The organism is Agromyces sp. Marseille-Q5079, assembly GCF_051016555.1.
GTDB lineage: Bacteria > Actinomycetota > Actinomycetes > Actinomycetales > Microbacteriaceae > Agromyces.
Genome location: NZ_JBPEJF010000002.1, coordinates 20,244 through 37,412, shown reverse-complemented (window position 1 = coordinate 37,412; position 17,169 = coordinate 20,244). Strand labels below are relative to the sequence as shown.

Here is a 17,169-nt window from a genome sequence, read left to right as displayed (position 1 = left end):
ATGGCCGAAGGCTCCTCGTTCTATGTCACCACGCCCATCTTCTACGTCAACGACGTGCCCCACATCGGGCACGCGTACACGGAGGTGGCCGCCGACGTGCTCGCGCGGTGGCACCGCCAGGCCGGCGAGCGCACCTGGTCGCTCACCGGCACCGACGAGCACGGCCAGAAGATCCTGCGCACCGCGACCGCGAACGGCGTGACCCCGAAGCAGTGGGCCGACAAGCTCGTGGCCGAGTCGTGGATCCCGCTGCTCGACACGGTCGACATCGCCAACGACGACTTCATCCGCACGACCGACGAGCGACACGAGCGCAACGTGCAGAAGTTCCTGCAGAAGCTCTACGACGACGGCCACATCTACACGGGCGAGTACGAGGGCTACTACTGCGTGGGGTGCGAGGAGTACAAGCAGGAGTCCGACCTCGTGCCGGGCACCGGCGAGTACGAGGGCCAGCTCGTCTGCGCGATCCACTCCAAGCCGGTCGAACTGCTGCACGAGAAGAACTACTTCTTCCGCACGTCGGCCTTCGCCGAGCGCCTGCTCGCCCTCTACGAGGAGCGCCCCGACTTCGTGCAGCCCGAGTCGGCGCGCAACGAGGTGCTCGGCTGGGTGCGCTCGGGCCTGTCCGACCTCTCCATCTCGCGGTCGACGTTCGACTGGGGCGTCAAGGTCCCGTGGGACGAGTCGCACGTCGTCTACGTCTGGTTCGACGCGCTGCTGAACTACATCACCGCCGCCGGCTACGGCGACGACGACGAGGCGTTCGCGAGCCGGTGGCCCGCGCAGCACATCGTCGGCAAGGACATCCTCCGCTTCCACGCGGTGATCTGGCCGGCCATGCTCATGGCCGCGGGGCTCGAAGTGCCGCGCGGCGTGTTCGGGCACGGCTGGCTGCTCGTCGGCGGCGAGAAGATGTCCAAGTCCAAGCTCACCGGCATCCGCCCCGAGCAGATCACCGACACGTTCGGCTCCGACGCGTTCCGCTACTACTTCATGCGCGCGATCGCGTTCGGCGGCGACGGCTCGTTCTCGTGGGAGGACCTCTCGGCCCGCTACCAGGCCGAGCTCGCGAACGGCTTCGGCAACCTCGCCTCGCGCGTCATCGCGATGATCACGCGCTACTGCGACGGCGTCGTGCCGACCGCCACCGCGCCCACCGAGGCCGACGCGGCCATCGCCGAGATCGAGGCGAAGGCGACGAATGCCTCGTGGTCGGCCATCGAGCGCATCGCGATCCACGAGTCGATCGCGGCCTCGTGGGAGCTCGTCGACGCGCTCAACGGGTACATCACGTCCGAGGAGCCGTGGGTGCTCGCGAAGGACCCCGAGCAGCGCGCCCGCCTCGAGACCGTGCTCGCCACCGCGTACCACGGCCTCGGCACGCTCGCCGTGCTGCTCTCGCCGGTGCTGCCGAAGGCCGCGACCAAGCTCTGGAGTGCGCTCGGCGCGCCCGGCACCGTGCAGGAGCAGCGCATCGACCGTGCGAACGAGTGGACCGTCGGCACGCAGGTGTCGCCGCTCGAGGCGCTCTTCCCGCGCATCGAAACGGCTGAATGAGCGCCGAGCACCTCCGCACCCGCCACGACGGCGGCCGCCCCGTCGAGTACCCGCCGCTGCCCGAGGCCCTCGCGGTCGGGGTGTACGACAACCACACGCACCTCGAGATCGCCGACGGCGCCCTGCCGCTCGACGTGCACGCGCACCTCGAGCGCGCGGCATCCGTCGGCGTGGTCGGCGCGGTCCAGGTCGGCACGGATGTCGCGACGAGTCGCTGGTCGGCCGAGGTCGCCGCGCGCGAGCCGCGCCTGCTCGCCGCGGTCGCCCTCCACCCCAACGAGGCGCCCGAGCTCGAGGCGGCGGGCACGCTCGACGCCGCGCTCGCGGTCATCGACGAGCTCGCGGCGCAGCCCCGCGTGCGCGCCGTCGGCGAGACCGGGCTCGACTTCTACCGCACGGGCGACGAGGGGCGGCCCGCGCAGTTCCGCTCGTTCGAGGCGCACATCGACATCGCCAAGCGCCACGACATCGCGATGCAGATCCACGACCGCGACGCCCACGACGAGGTCGTCGCGACCCTCCGGCGCGTCGGTGCACCCGAGCGCACGGTGTTCCACTGCTTCTCGGGCGGCGACGAGCTGGCCCGGCTCGCGGCATCCGAGGGCTGGTACCTCTCGTTCGCCGGCAACGTGACGTTCAAGAACGCCGAGAACCTGCGCGATGCGCTGCGGGTCGCGCCTCGCGACCGCATCCTCGTCGAGACGGATGCCCCCTACCTCACGCCCGCCCCGCTCCGGGGTCGCCCGAACGCGCCGTACCTGGTGCCGCACACGGTGCGCTTCATGGCCGACGTGCTGGGCGCCGACCTCGACGAGCTGTGCTCGGATCTCGCGTCGAACACGCGTCGCGTGTACGGCGCGTGGGAGGATGAAGCCCGTGTGGGGGAGTGAACGGCTGAACGGTCGCGCCGTGGTGGCAGGCATCGCAGGCGAGGCCTGCCCTCGGAGCACCGCGTGAACGCGCACCGGCACGAAGCCGAGGGCGGGGCGCCGGCGATCGCGCGCCTGCTCGGGCCCGCCGAGATCCGCGACCTCGCGGAGCTGCTCGACGTCACGCCCACCAAGAAGCTCGGCCAGAACTTCGTGCACGACGGCAACACCGTGCGGCGCATCGTGCAGACGGCGGGCGTGCAGCCCGGCGAGACCGTGCTCGAGATCGGGCCGGGCCTCGGGTCGCTGACCCTCGGCCTGCTCGAGGCCGGGGCATCCGTCATCGCCGTCGAGATCGACAAGCGGCTCGCCGCGCAGCTGCCGCACACCGCCGACATCATGCAGCCCGGCACCTCGCTCACCGTCATCACCGCCGATGCGCTCCGCGTCACGGAGCTGCCGGGCGAACCCGTGCGGCTCGTCGCGAACCTGCCGTACAACATCTCGGTCCCGGTGCTGCTGCACCTGCTCGAGCACATCCCGTCGCTCAGCTCGGGCATCGTCATGGTGCAGGCCGAGGTCGGGCACCGGCTCGCGGCCGAGCCCGGCTCCAAGGTCTACGGTGCGCCCAGCCTCAAGGCGGCCTGGTACGGCACGTGGCGCACGGCCGGGCAGGTCTCGCGAATGGTCTTCTGGCCGATCCCCAACGTCGACTCCGTGCTCGTCGGCTTCGAGCGGGGCGAGCAGCCGGGCACGGTCGAAGAGCGGCGGGCCACGTTCGCGCTCATCGACGCGGCGTTCCAGCAGCGTCGCAAGATGCTCCGCCAGTCACTCTCGGGCGTGCTCGGCGGTTCGGCGGCCTCGGCCACCGAGGTGCTCGTCCGCGCGGGCGTCGACCCGCAGGCACGCGGCGAGCAGCTCGTCGTCGACGACTTCCTCCGCATCGCCCGAGCCGCCACGGGAGCGTGACGCCATGACGATCGCCTGGACCGAGGAGTCCGTGCACGTGCGCGCGCCCGGCAAGATCAACCTCTTCATGCGCGTGGGCGAGGTGCAGCCCGACGGCTACCACGACGTCGCCACGGCGTATCAGGCGGTCTCGCTCTACGAGGACGTGCGCGCCTGGCCCGACGACGAGTTCAGCGTCGCGTTCGGCGGCAGCGTCGACACGTCCGGCCTCGAGACGGATGCCTCGAACCTCGCCATCCGCGCCGCGAAGCTGCTCGCCAGGGCGACCGGCGTCCGCGGCGGCGTGCGGCTCGAGATCGACAAGCACGTCCCGATCGCGGGCGGCATGGGCGGCGGGTCGGCGGACGCCGCGGCCACCCTCGTCGCCTGCGACGCGCTCTGGGGCACCGCGATGCCGAAGGAGGAGCTGCTCGCGCTCGCGGCCCAGCTCGGCGCCGACGTGCCGTTCTCGCTCGCCGGCGGAACCGCGATCGGCACCGGTCGCGGCGACCGGCTGAGCCCGGCGCTCGCGACCGGATCGTTCCACTGGGTGCTCGCGGTGGCGGAGTTCGGGCTGTCCACGCCCGGGGTGTACGGCGAGCTCGACCTCCTCCGCGAGGAGCAGCGGCGCCACGTGCCGGCATCGCCCGTGGTCGACGCCGAGGTGCTGCAGGCGCTCCGCGCGGGCGACCCGGGGCTGCTCGCCGGCGCGCTGCACAACGACCTCCAGGAGGCTGCGCTCCGACTCGCACCCGGGCTCGGCGGCATCCTCGAGCTCGGCATGGCCAACGGCGCGCTGTCGGGCCTCGTCTCGGGGTCCGGACCCACGGTCGCGTTCCTCGCGGCCGACACCGACTCCGCGCTCGAGCTGCAGGTCGCCCTCTCGGCGGCGCGGCTCAACGCGATCCACGTGCACGGCGCCGTGCACGGGGCGCGGGTGCTCGCGCGCTGAGGCCCGGTCGGCGGCCGGTGCCCGCCCGGCGGTCATCGGCGGTCGCGCACAGGTGCGGCGGCTAGGCTCGTCGGGACATGGCACATCTTCTCGGCGCCGAGCGCCTGCACCTCGAATTCCCGACGCGCACCGTCTTCGACGAGGTCACCCTCGGCATCGACGAGGGCGCCCGCATCGGCGTCGTCGGACGCAACGGCGACGGCAAGTCCACGCTCCTGAAGCTGCTCGCGGGTCGCCTCGATCCCGACGACGGGCGCGTGACGATCCGCCGCGGCATCCGCATCGGCATGCTCGACCAGTCCGACGTGGTCGACCCGGGCAAGACGGTCGCCGAGTTCGTCGTCGGCGGCATCGAGGAGCACATCTGGGCGGGCGACCCGAAGGTGCGCGACGTCATCGGCGGCCTCCTGGCCGACGTGCCCTGGCATGGGCAGATCGCGAGCCTCTCGGGCGGCCAGCGCCGCCGCGTCGGACTCGCCGCACTCCTCGTGGGCGACTGGGACGTCGTCTTCCTCGACGAGCCGACCAACCACCTCGACGTCGAGGGCATCGCCTGGCTCGCCGGGCACCTCAAGCGGCGTTGGGCGGCCGACTCGGGCGCGCTCGTGGTCGTCACGCACGACCGGTGGTTCCTCGACGAGGTCTGCACCGACACGTGGGAGGTGCACGACGGCATCGTCGAGCCCTTCGAGGGCGGATACGCCGCCTACGTGCTGCAGCGGGTCGAGCGCGATCGCATGGCGGCGGCATCCGAGGCGAAGCGGCAGAACCTCATGCGCAAGGAGCTCGCGTGGCTGCGCCGCGGCGCGCCCGCGCGCACGTCGAAGCCGAAGTTCCGCATCGACGCCGCGAACGAGCTCATCGAGAACGAGCCGCCCGTGCGCAACAAGGTCGAGCTCGACCGACTCGCGGTCTCGCGGCTCGGCAAGGACGTCGTCGACATCATCGACGTCACGGTGCAGTACGGGCCGAAGACCGTCCTGAGCGAGGTCGAGTGGCGCATCGCGCCGGGGGAGCGCACCGGCATCCTCGGCGTCAACGGCGCCGGCAAGTCGACGCTGCTCGGGCTCGTGACGGGTGCGGTGGAGCCGACGAGCGGGCGCGTCAAGCGCGGCAAGACCGTGCGCATCGCGACCCTCAGCCAGGAGCTGGACGAGCTCGCCGAGTGGTCCGAGCAGCGCGTCTCCGCGGTCGTCGCCGAGCAGCGCACGAGCTACGAGGTCGGCGGCAAGGAGATGACGCCCGGGCAGTTGCTCGAGCGCCTCGGCTTCACGACGGCACAGCTCTCGACGCCCGTGAAGAACCTCTCGGGCGGCCAGAAGCGCCGGCTCCAGCTCCTGCTGATCCTGCTGCAGGAGCCGAACGTGCTGATCCTCGACGAGCCGACCAACGACCTCGACACCGACATGCTCGCGGCGATCGAGGACCTCCTCGACTCCTGGCCGGGCACGCTGCTCGTCGTCTCGCACGACCGGTACCTCATCGAGCGCGTCACCGACCGCCAGTTCGCGGTCCTCGACGGGCACCTCCGCGACCTGCCGCGCGGGGTCGACCAGTACCTCGAGCTCCGCAAGGCGACGGATGCCTCGCGCCGGGCGGATGCCGCGGCGATCCAGAACCCGAGCGCAGCGTCGGGTGCCGCCCCGGCGGGTCCCTCGCTCGCGGGCGCCGAGCGGCGCACGGCCGAGAAGGAGCTCGCGTCGATCGACCGCAAGCTCGAGAAGCTGGGGTCAGAGATCGCCCGGGCGCACGAGCGGCTCGCCGTGCACGACCAGGGCGATTACGTCGGCCTGGCATCGCTCGGCGACGAGTTGCGGGCGCTCGAGGGGTCTGTCGCCGACCTCGAAACCCGCTGGCTCGAAGTATCTGAGATCCTCGAAGCCTGACGTCGCAGATCCTGTGACGCAGTGTGACCATGGCGGTCGGGCTGCAAAGAATCTTCGCCTAACGTGGTCAGTGCGCCCGCGTTCGCGGCATCGAAGCCCCCACCGTGACCCACCGTGGCGGAGCCATGCCCGCTCCACAGCCATCAGCATCAGGACGCGCGCCGACGAAAGGAACCCCCATGGCACACCGCACCAAGCTCATCGCCGCACTCGCCGCGATCCCGCTCGTCCTCGGCCTCGCCTCCTGCGCCTCCGCCTCGGGTGAAGAGGGCGGCGCAGACGACGTCATCAAGATCGGCGTCGTCGGCAAGGGCGACGCCCAGTGGGACGCGTTCGAGAAGGCCGCCGACGAGGCGGGCATCGCCATCGAACTCGTCGACTTCTCCGACTACGCGCAGCCGAACCCGGCCACGACCGAGGGCGAGCTCGATCTCAACCAGTTCCAGCACATCGTCTACCTCGCCGACTACAACGTGTCGGCCGGCGAAGACCTCACGCCCATCGGCTCGACCGCGATCTACCCGCTCGGCCTGTACTCCACGAAGGTCGACGACGTCGCCGACATCAAGAAGGGCGACACCGTCGCCGTGCCGAACGACGCGTCCAACCAGGCACGTGCCTTGCTCGTTCTGCAGTCGGCCGGGCTCGTCGAACTGAAGAGTGGCGGCACGATCTTCTCCGACCTCGCCGACATCGACGAGGCGAAGTCCAAGGTCAAGGTGACGGCCCTCGAGGCCTCGCTGACGCCGACGTCGCTGCCCGACGTCGCCGCCGCGATCATCAACAACGACTACGTCGCCGACGCCGGCCTCTCGTTCGAGGACGCGATCGCGCAGGACGACCCGACCGACCCGAACGCGCTGCCGTACGTGAACATCTTCGCGACGCGTGCCGAAGACGCCGACAACGAGACCTACAACAAGCTCGTCGAGATCTTCCAGACCGACCCCGACGTGCAGGCGGGCCTCCTCGAGGCCTCCGGCAACACGGCCGTGCCGCTCGAGGTCTCCGTCGCCGACCTGCAGGACTCGCTCACCAAGGTTGAGGCCGACACGAAGGCCGCCAAGGGCTGATCGCGCCGACGTCCGCATCCGCGGATCGTCCGCACCGTGCGGGCGGCGGGAACCGTATCATCGGTCCCGCCGCCCGTTCCGGCGTTCTGGAAGGAGCACCACATGGCCCTCGTCAGCCTCACCGACGTCACCAAGTCCTATCCCTCGCCCGAGAAGGGCGGCGCCCCGATCGTCGCAGTCGACTCGGTCAGCCTCGAGGTCGAGGCCGGCGACGTCTACGGCATCATCGGCTATTCGGGCGCGGGCAAGTCCACACTCGTGCGCCTGATCAACGCCCTCGAACCCACGACGGCGGGCACGATCGAGGTCGGCGGGCGCGAGATCACGACGATGCCCGAGCGCGAGCTCCGCGGCATCCGACTCGAGATCGGCATGATCTTCCAGCAGTTCAATCTCTTCAACTCCAAGACGGTGCGGGCGAACGTCGCGTACCCGCTGCAGGTCGCCGGCGCGTCCAAGGCCGAGATCACGGCTCGCGTCGACGAGCTGCTCGCCTTCGTGGGACTCACCGACAAGGCGAAGAACTACCCCGACCAGCTCTCGGGCGGGCAGAAGCAGCGCGTGGGCATCGCCCGCGCGCTCGCGACGTCGCCGCGACTGCTCCTCGCCGACGAGGCGACGAGTGCGCTCGACCCCGAGACGACGCAGGAGGTGCTCGAGCTCCTCAAGCGCGTGAACCGGGAGTTCGGCGTCACGATCGTGATCATCACCCACGAGATGGACGTCATCCAGTCGATCGCCACCAAGGTCGCGGTCATGGACGGCGGCCGGGTCATCGAGTCGGGCGACGTGTTCGACGTCTTCTCGGCGCCGAAGAACGCCTCGTCGGCACGGTTCGTCTCGACCGTGGTCAAGGGCATCCCGTCGCCGGCCGAGGTCGTGGTGCTGCGCGAACGCCACGAGGGCCGCATCGTGACCATCTCCTTCCGCGACGGCGACGTGTCGCAGGCCGCGGTGTTCCTCGACCTCGCGAACGCGGGACTCGAGTTCGAGCTCGTCTACGGCGGCATCAACGACATTCAAGGGCGCGCGTTCGGTCACCTGACGCTCGCGATCAGAGGGGCGGATGCCGCGGTCGACGCGGTGCTCGCGAAGATCGGCGCCCGCGCCGAGGTCACGGAGGTGGCGTGATGGATCGCCTGTTCGAGCTCGGTCCGGAGTTCTGGATCGCCGCCGTCGAGACGCTCTACATGGTCGCGCTCACGCTGCTGTTCGGCGGGCTGGCCGGCCTCTTCCTCGGCATGGTGCTCTACACGACGAGGCCGGGCAGCCTGCTGTCGAACAGGCCGGTCTTCAACATCGTGAACGTCGTCATCAACTTCTTCCGGCCCATCCCGTTCATCATCTTCATCGCGGCGGTGCAGCCGCTCTCGCGCCTCGTGATCGGCACGGGCATCGGCAACGACGCGCTCATCTTCGCGCTCTCGATCGCCTCGTCGTTCGCCATCGCGCGCATCGTCGAGCAGAACCTGCTCACCGTCTCGCCCGGCGTGATCGAGGCTGCGAGGGCGATGGGTGCCGCCCCGCTTCGCATCCTCCGCACGGTCGTGCTGCCCGAGGCGCTCGGCCCGCTGATCCTCGGCTACACCTTCGTGCTCGTCGCGATCATCGACATGACCGCGGTCGCGGGCTTCATCGGCGGCGGCGGACTCGGCAACTTCGCTCAGGTGTACGGCTACCGGCAGTTCCAGCCGCTGATCACCTGGGCGGCGGTCATCCTCATCGTCGTGTTCGTGCAGGTCGCGCAGTTCCTCGGCAACTGGCTGGCCCGCAAGGTCATGCGCCGCTAGGACGGGCCGCGTCAGTCGAAGCCGAGGCTCAGCTTTCGCAGCAGGCCCGCGAGCCGCTTCTGCTCGCCCGCGGGGAGGCCCGAGAGCAGTTCGGCCTCGGCATCGACGAGGCGCGTGATCGCGGCATCCACCCTGGCGAGGCCCGCCGGGCTCATCTCCACGAGGATGCCGCGGCCGTCGTTGGGGTCGGTCTGCCGGTTCACGAGCCCGCGCTCGACGAGCCGGTCGATGCGGTTCGTCATCGTGCCGCTCGACACGAGCGTCTGCTGCAACAACTGCTTCGGTGAGAGCCGGAACGGCGAGCCCGCACGGCGCAGCGCGGAGAGCACGTCGAACTCGCTCGACTCGAGCTCGGAACGCGCGAACGCCTGACGCCGCGCGCGATCGAGGTGCTTCGACAGGCGCGCGACGCGCGAGAGGACCTGCAGGGGTGCGAAGTCGAGGTCGGGGCGTTCGCGCTCCCAGTCCTCGACGATGCGGTCGACCTCGTCGGCATGCGTCATCCCGCCATTATCGCGCGAGCGATGGGGCCTTCGCCGTGCGCGACGGGCCGGGCACGCGGATGACGCGCGCCGACGCCCGTGCGGCCCCGAACCGGTCGGCGGGTCTGGCAGACTGGATGGCGCCCGTGCGCACTCCGCCCGAGCGGTCCGCCATAGTGTAACGGCAGCACGACAGCCTTTGGAGCTGTTCGGTCCAGGTTCGAATCCTGGTGGCGGAGCCGGAACGCCGCCCGACCGCACCCCACAGGAAGACGCGAATGACCGACCAGAACCTCGCCATCATCGTTCTCGCCGCGGGGCAGGGCACCCGCATGAAGTCGGCCACGCCGAAGTTGCTGCACCCGCTCGCCGGGGCGCCCATCGTCGCGCACGTGCTCGCGACCGCCCGCAGCCTCGATGCCGCCCACGTCATCGCGGTCGTGCGCCACGAGCGCGACCAGGTCGCGGCGGCCGTCGAGGCCGAGCTGCCAGGCACGGTCATCGTCGACCAGGACGAGATCCCCGGCACCGGCCGCGCGGTCGAGCAGGCCATCGCGGCGCTGCCCGCCGGATTCGACGGCGAGGTGCTCGTGCTGAACGGCGACGTGCCGCTCCTGAACGCCGACACGCTCGCCGGGTTCCTCGAGCGCCACCGCGGCCGCGCCGCGGCGGCATCCGTGCTCTCGGCGTTCTACGACGACCCGGCCGGCTACGGCCGCATCGTGCGCGACAGCGTCGGCGTGTTCGACCGCATCGTCGAGCAGAAGGACGCGAGCGACGCCGAGCGCACCATCTCCGAGATCAACGCGGGCATCTACGCGTTCGGCGCCGCCGCGCTGCGCGACCAGCTCGCGAACCTCACCACCGAGAACTCGCAGGGCGAGAAGTACCTCACCGACGTGATCCAGCTGCTGCGCGCCGCCGGGTCCGAGGTCGAGGCCGTGCCGGTGACCGAGCCCTGGCTCGTGGCCGGCATCAACGACCGCGCCCAGCTCTCCGAGACGGCCGCTCGCCTCAACGCGCTCATCGTGCGCGGCTGGCAGCTGAACGGGGTCACGATCGAGGACCCGGCGACCACGTGGATCGACCTCACCGTGCGCATCGCGCCCGACGTGACGATCCGCCCGGGAACCCAGCTGAAGGGCGCGACGGTCATCGAGACGGGCGCGCTCATCGGCCCCGACACCACGCTCACCGACTGCGAGGTCGGCGTCGGCGCCGAGGTGCGGCGCACCGACGGCACGCTCGCCGTCGTGGGCGCCGGCGCGACGGTCGGACCGTTCAGCTTCCTGCGCCCGGGCACCGTGCTCGGCGCCGACGGCAAGATCGGCGCGTTCGTCGAGACGAAGAACGCGACCATCGGCACCGGCAGCAAGGTTCCGCACCTCAGCTACGTCGGCGACGCCACGATCGGCGAGCACTCCAACATCGGCGCGGGCTCGATCTTCGCCAACTACGACGGCATCCGCAAGCACCACTCGGAGGTCGGGTCGCACGTGCGCACCGGCTCTCACGGGGTGTTCGTCGCGCCGGTTAGGATTGGTGACGGCGCCTACACGGCAGCCGGCACCGTCGTCCGAAAAGACGTCCCGTCCGGCGCGCTCGCCGTGAACGTGGCACCGCAACGCAACATCGAGGAGTGGGTCCAGAAGCACCGGGCCGGGTCTGCGGCGGCTGACGCCGCAGAGGCCGCGCGCGAGGCATCCGTTCCCGACGCCGACTGAACACGCCGCGCCGAGCGCAGGCGGAGAGGACACAGCACATGTCGGGAATCGAGACCACCGGATCGAAGCGGCTCGTGCTCGTGTCGGGGCGGGCCCACCCCGCGCTCGCCGAGCAGATCGCGCACGAACTCGGTTCGGAGCTCGTGCCCACCGACGCGCGCACGTTCGCGAACGGCGAGATCTACGCCCGCTTCGACGAGAGCGTGCGCGGGTCGGACGCCTTCGTCATCCAGTCGCACACCGCGCCGATCAACGAGTGGCTCATGGAGCAGCTCATCATGCTCGACGCGCTGAAGCGCGCCTCCGCCAAGCGCGTCACGGTCGTCGCGCCGTTCTACCCGTACGCCCGCCAGGACAAGAAGGGCCGCGGACGCGAGCCGATCTCGGCGCGTCTCGTGGCCGACCTGTTCAAGGCCGCCGGTGCCGACCGCATCATGTCGATCGACCTGCACGCGGCGCAGATCCAGGGCTTCTTCGACGGCCCCGTCGACCACCTCTTCGCGATGCCGGTGCTGCTCGAGGAGTTCAAGAACTCGCTCGACCCGTCGACGCTCACGGTCGTCTCGCCCGACATGGGCCGCGTGCGCGTCGCCGACATCTGGAGCGACAAGCTCGGCGCGCCCCTGGCCATCATCCACAAGCGACGCGACCCGCTCGTGCCCAACCAGGTCTCCGTCCACGAGATCGTCGGCGACGTCAAGGGGCGCATCTGCCTCCTCGTCGATGACCTCATCGACACCGGGCGCACCATCGTGAAGGCCGCCGAGGCGCTGAAGGACGCGGGCGCGACGGGCGTCGTCGTGGCCGCCACGCACGCGGTGTTCTCCAACCCCGCGACCGAGATCCTGCAGTCCGAGGTCATCGACCGCGTCGTCGTCACCGACACGCTCCCGATCCCCGAAGACAAGCGCTGGGACCGGCTCACCGTCCTGCCCATCGCCCCGCTGCTCGCCCGCGCCATCCACGAGGTCTTCGAGGACGGCTCGGTCACGAGCATGTTCGACGGCGCGGCGTAGACCCCATGACCATCGAGACTCCCCGGCCGTGGCTCGCGGGCTACGCCGACGGCGTGCCCCACGACATCGAGCCGCAGACGGACTCGCTCTACGACCTCGTCCGCGGGTCGGTCGACGCCTACCCCGACAGCGTCGCCCTCGAGTTCTTCGACCGCACGACGACGTATCGCGAACTCGGCGCCCAGATCGAGCGAGCCGCCGAGGGCCTGCGGCTGCTCGGCGTGCAGCCCGGCGATCCCGTCGCGCTCGTCCTCCCGAACTGTCCGCAGCACATCGTCGCGTTCTACGCGGTGCTGCGCCTGGGCGGCATCGTCATCGAGCACAACCCGCTCTACACGCCGCGCGAGCTGCGCCACCAGTTCGAGGACCACGGCGCCGCGGTCGTCATCGCCTGGGACAAGGTGGTCGACTCCATCCAGGCGTTCCCGGCCGACGTCGCCGTCCGCGAGATCGTCTCCGTCGACGTGACGCGGGCGATGCCGTTCACGACGCGGGCGATGCTCCGGCTGCCGATCGCCAAGGCGCGCGAGTCGCGTGCGGCGCTCACCACGAAGGTGCGCGGCACCACGCCGTGGGAGAAGCTCGCGGCCTCCGACCCGGTCGACGCGCACATCCTCGCGCCGTCGGTCGACGACGTCGCCCTCATCCAGTACACGAGCGGCACCACCGGCAGCCCCAAGGGCGCCACGCTCACGCACGGCAACCTCGTCGCGAACGCGGCACAGTCCCGTGCCTGGGTGCCCCAGATCGAGCGGGGCAGCGCGGTCGTGCACGCCGTGCTGCCGATGTTCCACGCCTACGGGCTCACGCTCTGCCTCACGTTCGCGATGAGCATGGGCGCACGGCTCGTGCTGTTCCCGAAGTTCGACCCCGATCTGGTGCTGAAGTCGATCAAGCGCCGCCCGCCGACCTTCCTCCCTGCGGTGCCGCCGATCTACGACCGGCTCACGAAGGCCGCGGCCGCCGCGGGCGTCTCGCTCGACGGCATCGAGATCGCGATCTCGGGCGCCATGCCGCTCTCGGCCGCCGTCGTCGAACCGTGGGAGGCGGCATCCGGCGGGTACCTCGTCGAGGGCTACGGCCTCTCCGAGTGCTCGCCCGTGCTCATGGCCAACCCCGTCGCACCCAACCGCCGGGCCGGCACCGTGGGCCTGCCGCTGCCGTCGACCGAGGCGCGGGTCGTCGACCCCGACGACCCGCAGACGGATGTCGCGGACGGCGCCGAGGGCGAGCTCATCGTCCGCGGCCCGCAGGTGTTCTCCGGATACTGGCAGAAGCCCGACGAGACGGCGGCCGTGTTCGTGCCGGCGACCGACGGCGGTGCCGACTGGTTCCGCACGGGCGACATCGTCTCGATCGACGCCGACGGGTTCGTGCGCATCGTCGATCGCATCAAGGAGCTCATCATCACGGGCGGCTTCAACGTCGCGCCGAGCGAGGTCGAAGAGGCCGTGCTCGCGCACCCCGACGTGGTCGAGGCCGCCGTCGTCGGCGTCCCCGACGAGCACTCGGGCGAGCAGGTCGTCGCCGTCGTGGTGCTCCGCGACGGCGCTGCGCTCGACGAGCAGGGCATCCGCGACCTCGTGCGCGACGAGCTCACGCCCTACAAGGTCCCCAAGCGCGTCGTCCAGACCGACGAGCTGCCGCGATCGCTCATCGGCAAGGTCATCCGCCGCGAGGTCCGCAACCGCCTGCTGGCCGACTGACGCCCATGCCGTTCCTGTCTCCTGATTCTGCGGCCGCCCTCGCGGCGCTCGCAGCGCTGGAGGCGGGCGACGACGTCGCGCCGCTCGACCGGCTCCGAGGCATCCGCTCGCTCGTGGCGGCGCTCGAGTCCGAGCCCGCGACGCTCGTCGCGGCGCGAGATGCGCTCGGCGCCGGGGCGACCTGGGAGGAGATCGCGGATGCCGCGGGACTCAGTCCGTCGGCGGCCAAGTACCGGTGGGCCGGCGAGGACACCGAGATCCACGAACGCCAGGAGGCGAGCCGACGCCGCAAGCGCGAGCGGCCCTCGAGCGTGCCCACCGACCTTCCCGGCGAGAGCGTGTCCGAGGCCGCGAGACGGCTCGGCGTCACGCCGCAGGCGATCTACCAGCGCGTGACGCGCGGGCTCCTGGAGGCGCGCACGGTCACGCTCCCCGACGGCCGCTCCTACAAGCGCGTGTTCCTGCCGGCCGAGCCGGAGGACTGAGCCAGGCCCCGTCCCCGCAAGGGCGGAACCGGGATTCGGAAGCCGCTCGGGGGAGCGTGCGGCCGATCGCGTGGCGTCTCGGCCGCGAGACGAGGAGGCCCGCCCGGCGTCAGGTCGGCGTGCCCGGCTCGTAGCGTGGTGCGGCCGGGAAGAGGCCGAAGTTCGCGAGGTGGCGGCGGTCGCCGTTCTCGGTGGTCATGTAGCACTGCCACCCGGGGCCCCCGCCGGCGAACAGCTCGAACGGGGCATCCGTCCTGACCTCGCCACGGACGGCCGCCGTCGCGAAGGTCGCACACGCCGTTCGCGCCGTCGTGGTGGCGACCGAGAACGTCGAGAGCACGATCGGCAGGACGAGCCCGGCGAGCGCGAGGACGACGAAGACCTGGATGGCGCGCTGCCGGCCCGGGCGCCGCGGACGGTCGACGGGCTCGTAGCCCGCGAGTTCGGGATGCTCGTCGCTCATCGGGCCACCTCCACGAGGAGTGATCCTACGCCAGCGACGGCGGCGAGCACGACCGTCGCCGCGACCGCGAGGAGCGGCCAGGCCGACGGCATGACCGGCCCCTGAGCGGCGCCGAGCTCTCGCTTGCGCACGACGCCGTATGCGGCCGCCGCGGCCGAGATCGCGAAGAGCACGACCCCGGCGGCGGCGAGCGCGGGCTGGTCGGAGACGAGTCCGGAACGCAGCACGAGCACCGCGTTCACCGCGATCGCGAGCGCCGTGCGGGTCCAGGCGAGCGCGGTGCGCTCAGCCTGGAGCCCGGGATCACGGGGCGTCGGCTCGAGCGGCGCGTCGGTCATCGCCGCCTCAGGCCGTGAGGATCATGATCGCGATCACGGCGCCCGAGAGCAGCGCCACGGCGGCGAGGATCGGGATGACGATGCTGCCGGGGAGCGGGCGGCCGTGGCGCATGGCGATCTCGTTGGCCCGCCACCGCACGTACGAGAGCCCGCCGAGCACCGCCGCGACCACGGCGAGCCCGACGGCCAGGACGAGGACCAGGCCGCGGGGGCCGATCGACGGCGCGAACTCGAACAGCAGCACGCCTCCGGCGAGCAGGGCGAGGGCGGTGCGGATCCATGCGAGGAACGTGCGCTCGTTGGCGAGCGTGAACCGGTAGTCGGGTTCCTCGCCCTCGCGCCGCCACTGCGGCTGCGGCATCCGTCGCCCCTTCCCTGCTGCCGGGTCGGTCGCTAGTGCGTCGACGGGGTGGTGGCGATCTCGCTGCGGTCGCCCGACCACAGCGTGTGGAACACGCCGTCCTTGTCGATGCGCTTGTAGGTGTGCGCGCCGAAGAAGTCGCGCTGGCCCTGCACGAGCGCGGCCGGCAGGCGATCGGCGCGGAGGCCGTCGTAGTACGCGAGCGATGACGAGAACGCCGGGGCCGGGATGCCGGTCTCGACCGAGCGCACGACGACGCGGCGCCAGGCCGCCTGGGCGCGCGTGAATGCCTCGGCGAAGTACGGGGCGGAGAGCAGCAGCTCGAGGTCGGGGGTCTCGTCGTACGCGTCGGCGATGCGGTTCAGGAACTGGGCCCGGATGATGCATCCGCCGCGCCAGATCTTCGAGACCGCACCGAGGTCGATGTTCCAGTCGTATTCGGCGGCACCGGCGCGGATCGCGTCGAAGCCCTGCGAGTACGCCACGATCTTCGAGGCGTAGAGGGCGAGGCGCACGTCTTCGATGAAGGCGTCGACCTGGTCGGCCGGAATGCGCTCGGCCTCGTCGGGGCCGGCGAGGCCCTTGGCGGCGGCGCGCTGCTCGGGGTGCGACGAGAGTCCGCGGGCGAACACGGCCTCGGCGATGTTCGAGACGGGCGTGCCGAGGCTGAGCGCGGTCTGCACGGTCCAGACGCCGGTGCCCTTGGAGCCGGCCTCGTCGAGGATGACGTCGACGAGCGGTGCGCCGGTCTCGGCGTCGACCTGCTTCAGGACCTCTGCGGTGATCTCGATGAGGTAGGACTCGAGCTCGCCGCGGTTCCACTCGGCGAACACGTCGGCGATCTCGGCGGGGGACTTGCCCGTGCCGCGGCGGATGAGGTCGTACGCCTCGGCGATGAGCTGCATGTCGGCGTACTCGATGCCGTTGTGGATCATCTTGACGAAGTGGCCGGCGCCGTCGTGGCCGATGTGCGTGACGCAGGGCTCGCCCTCGGCGATCGCGGCGATCGACTTCAGGATCGGGCCGAGGGTGACCCACGACTCGTCGGATCCGCCGGGCATGATCGAGGGGCCGTTCAGGGCGCCCTCCTCGCCGCCGGAGATGCCGGCGCCGACGAAGTTGATGCCCGTCTCGCGCACCTCGCGCTCGCGGCGGATGGTGTCGGTGAAGAGCGCGTTGCCGCCGTCGACGATGATGTCGCCCGGCTCGAAGCGGCTCGCGAGCTCGGAGATGACGGCGTCGGTGCCCTTGCCGGCCTGGACCATGATGATGGCGGTGCGGGGCTTGGCGAGCGAGGCGACGAACTCGTCGTACGTCTCGGCGGCGACGAAGCCGGCTTCGGGGTGCTCGGCGATCAGCGTGCTCGTGCGCTCGAAGGAGCGGTTGAACACCGCGACGGTGTTCCCCTCGCGGCTGGCCAGGTTGCGGGCGAGGTTCGACCCCATCACCGCGAGTCCGACGACGCCGATGTTTGCTGATCCGGTTGCAGGCACGAACACTCTCCTCGAAAGATGTT

At 71.1% G+C, this 17,169-nt stretch carries 17 protein-coding genes and 1 tRNA gene; 13 read left to right on the top strand and 5 right to left on the bottom strand.

Going from position 1 to position 17,169, the window contains the following annotated elements; all coding sequences use genetic code 11:
• The 8 genes from metG (at position 1) to ACR3IO_RS03890 (ending at position 9,078) form a co-directional block, all read left to right on the top strand.
• Positions 1–1,560 (top strand): methionine--tRNA ligase, encoded by a 1,560-nt coding sequence (metG, locus tag ACR3IO_RS03925; protein WP_434069870.1) that lies wholly within the window; start codon positions 1–3, stop codon positions 1,558–1,560.
• Positions 1,557–2,450 carry a TatD family hydrolase gene (locus ACR3IO_RS03920; RefSeq protein ID WP_434069869.1) on the top strand — a complete coding sequence of 298 codons (894 nt, stop codon included), beginning with the start codon at positions 1,557–1,559 and terminating at the stop codon, positions 2,448–2,450. Before metG ends, ACR3IO_RS03920 begins: the two co-directional genes overlap by 4 nt.
• 105 nt (positions 2,451–2,555) lie before the next feature.
• A complete protein-coding gene (rsmA, locus tag ACR3IO_RS03915) occupies positions 2,556–3,398 on the top strand; it encodes a 16S rRNA (adenine(1518)-N(6)/adenine(1519)-N(6))-dimethyltransferase RsmA (RefSeq protein WP_434070560.1) in 843 nt (280 codons plus the stop codon).
• Positions 3,399–3,402: 4 nt separating this feature from the next.
• Positions 3,403–4,329: a 4-(cytidine 5'-diphospho)-2-C-methyl-D-erythritol kinase gene (locus ACR3IO_RS03910; protein ID WP_434069868.1), complete on the top strand. Its 927-nt coding sequence runs from the start codon at positions 3,403–3,405 to the stop codon at positions 4,327–4,329.
• A 77-nt stretch (positions 4,330–4,406) separates the two neighbouring features.
• A complete protein-coding gene (locus ACR3IO_RS03905) occupies positions 4,407–6,215 on the top strand; it encodes an ABC-F family ATP-binding cassette domain-containing protein (protein ID WP_434069867.1) in 1,809 nt (602 codons plus the stop codon).
• A gap of 179 nt (positions 6,216–6,394) precedes the next feature.
• The gene (locus ACR3IO_RS03900) at positions 6,395–7,288 is read left to right on the top strand and encodes a MetQ/NlpA family ABC transporter substrate-binding protein (protein ID WP_434069866.1); all 894 of its coding nucleotides are present in this window, start codon (positions 6,395–6,397) and stop codon (positions 7,286–7,288) included.
• A gap of 102 nt (positions 7,289–7,390) precedes the next feature.
• Entirely contained in the window at positions 7,391–8,419 is a 1,029-nt protein-coding gene (locus tag ACR3IO_RS03895) for a methionine ABC transporter ATP-binding protein (RefSeq protein ID WP_434069865.1), read from the top strand.
• Positions 8,419–9,078: a methionine ABC transporter permease gene (locus ACR3IO_RS03890; protein ID WP_434069864.1), complete on the top strand. Its 660-nt coding sequence runs from the start codon at positions 8,419–8,421 to the stop codon at positions 9,076–9,078. The genes ACR3IO_RS03895 and ACR3IO_RS03890 overlap by 1 nt, the downstream gene beginning before the upstream one ends.
• An 11-nt stretch (positions 9,079–9,089) precedes the next feature.
• Here the strand turns inward: ACR3IO_RS03890 and ACR3IO_RS03885 are convergent, their stop codons facing one another.
• Complete coding sequence (locus ACR3IO_RS03885; RefSeq protein ID WP_434069863.1) at positions 9,090–9,581, bottom strand: MarR family winged helix-turn-helix transcriptional regulator; 492 nt, start codon at positions 9,579–9,581, stop codon at positions 9,090–9,092.
• 146 nt (positions 9,582–9,727) lie between these two features.
• Here ACR3IO_RS03885 and ACR3IO_RS03880 point away from each other — a divergent pair.
• The 5 genes from ACR3IO_RS03880 to ACR3IO_RS03860 all read left to right on the top strand — a co-directional run bounded on the left by ACR3IO_RS03880 (position 9,728) and on the right by ACR3IO_RS03860 (position 14,491).
• Positions 9,728–9,799: transfer RNA gene (locus ACR3IO_RS03880), tRNA-Gln, on the top strand.
• 39 nt (positions 9,800–9,838) lie between these two features.
• Positions 9,839–11,284 (top strand): bifunctional UDP-N-acetylglucosamine diphosphorylase/glucosamine-1-phosphate N-acetyltransferase GlmU, encoded by a 1,446-nt coding sequence (gene glmU / locus ACR3IO_RS03875; protein ID WP_434069862.1) that lies wholly within the window; start codon positions 9,839–9,841, stop codon positions 11,282–11,284.
• A gap of 38 nt (positions 11,285–11,322) precedes the next feature.
• Positions 11,323–12,300, top strand: coding sequence for a ribose-phosphate diphosphokinase (locus ACR3IO_RS03870; RefSeq protein WP_434069861.1), 978 nt, complete (start codon positions 11,323–11,325; stop codon positions 12,298–12,300).
• Between the two features lie 5 nt (positions 12,301–12,305).
• Complete coding sequence (locus tag ACR3IO_RS03865; protein ID WP_434069860.1) at positions 12,306–14,006, top strand: long-chain-fatty-acid--CoA ligase; 1,701 nt, start codon at positions 12,306–12,308, stop codon at positions 14,004–14,006.
• A gap of 5 nt (positions 14,007–14,011) precedes the next feature.
• A complete protein-coding gene (locus ACR3IO_RS03860; protein ID WP_434069859.1) occupies positions 14,012–14,491 on the top strand; it encodes a hypothetical protein in 480 nt (159 codons plus the stop codon).
• Positions 14,492–14,600: 109 nt separating this feature from the next.
• On the opposite strand, the gene ACR3IO_RS03855 is transcribed toward ACR3IO_RS03860, so the two are convergent.
• Genes ACR3IO_RS03855 through gndA form a run of 4 tightly spaced genes read right to left on the bottom strand, consistent with a single transcriptional unit; the run spans position 14,601 to position 17,146 of the window.
• Positions 14,601–14,954 carry a hypothetical protein gene (locus ACR3IO_RS03855; protein WP_434069858.1) on the bottom strand — a complete coding sequence of 118 codons (354 nt, stop codon included), beginning with the start codon at positions 14,952–14,954 and terminating at the stop codon, positions 14,601–14,603.
• A complete protein-coding gene (locus ACR3IO_RS03850; protein ID WP_434069857.1) occupies positions 14,951–15,292 on the bottom strand; it encodes a DUF202 domain-containing protein in 342 nt (113 codons plus the stop codon). Before ACR3IO_RS03850 ends, ACR3IO_RS03855 begins: the two co-directional genes overlap by 4 nt.
• A gap of 7 nt (positions 15,293–15,299) precedes the next feature.
• Entirely contained in the window at positions 15,300–15,653 is a 354-nt protein-coding gene (locus ACR3IO_RS03845) for a YidH family protein (protein ID WP_434069856.1), read from the bottom strand.
• A gap of 32 nt (positions 15,654–15,685) precedes the next feature.
• Positions 15,686–17,146, bottom strand: coding sequence for an NADP-dependent phosphogluconate dehydrogenase (gene gndA, locus ACR3IO_RS03840; protein WP_434069855.1), 1,461 nt, complete (start codon positions 17,144–17,146; stop codon positions 15,686–15,688).
• Between the last annotated feature and the right edge of the window lie 23 nt (positions 17,147–17,169).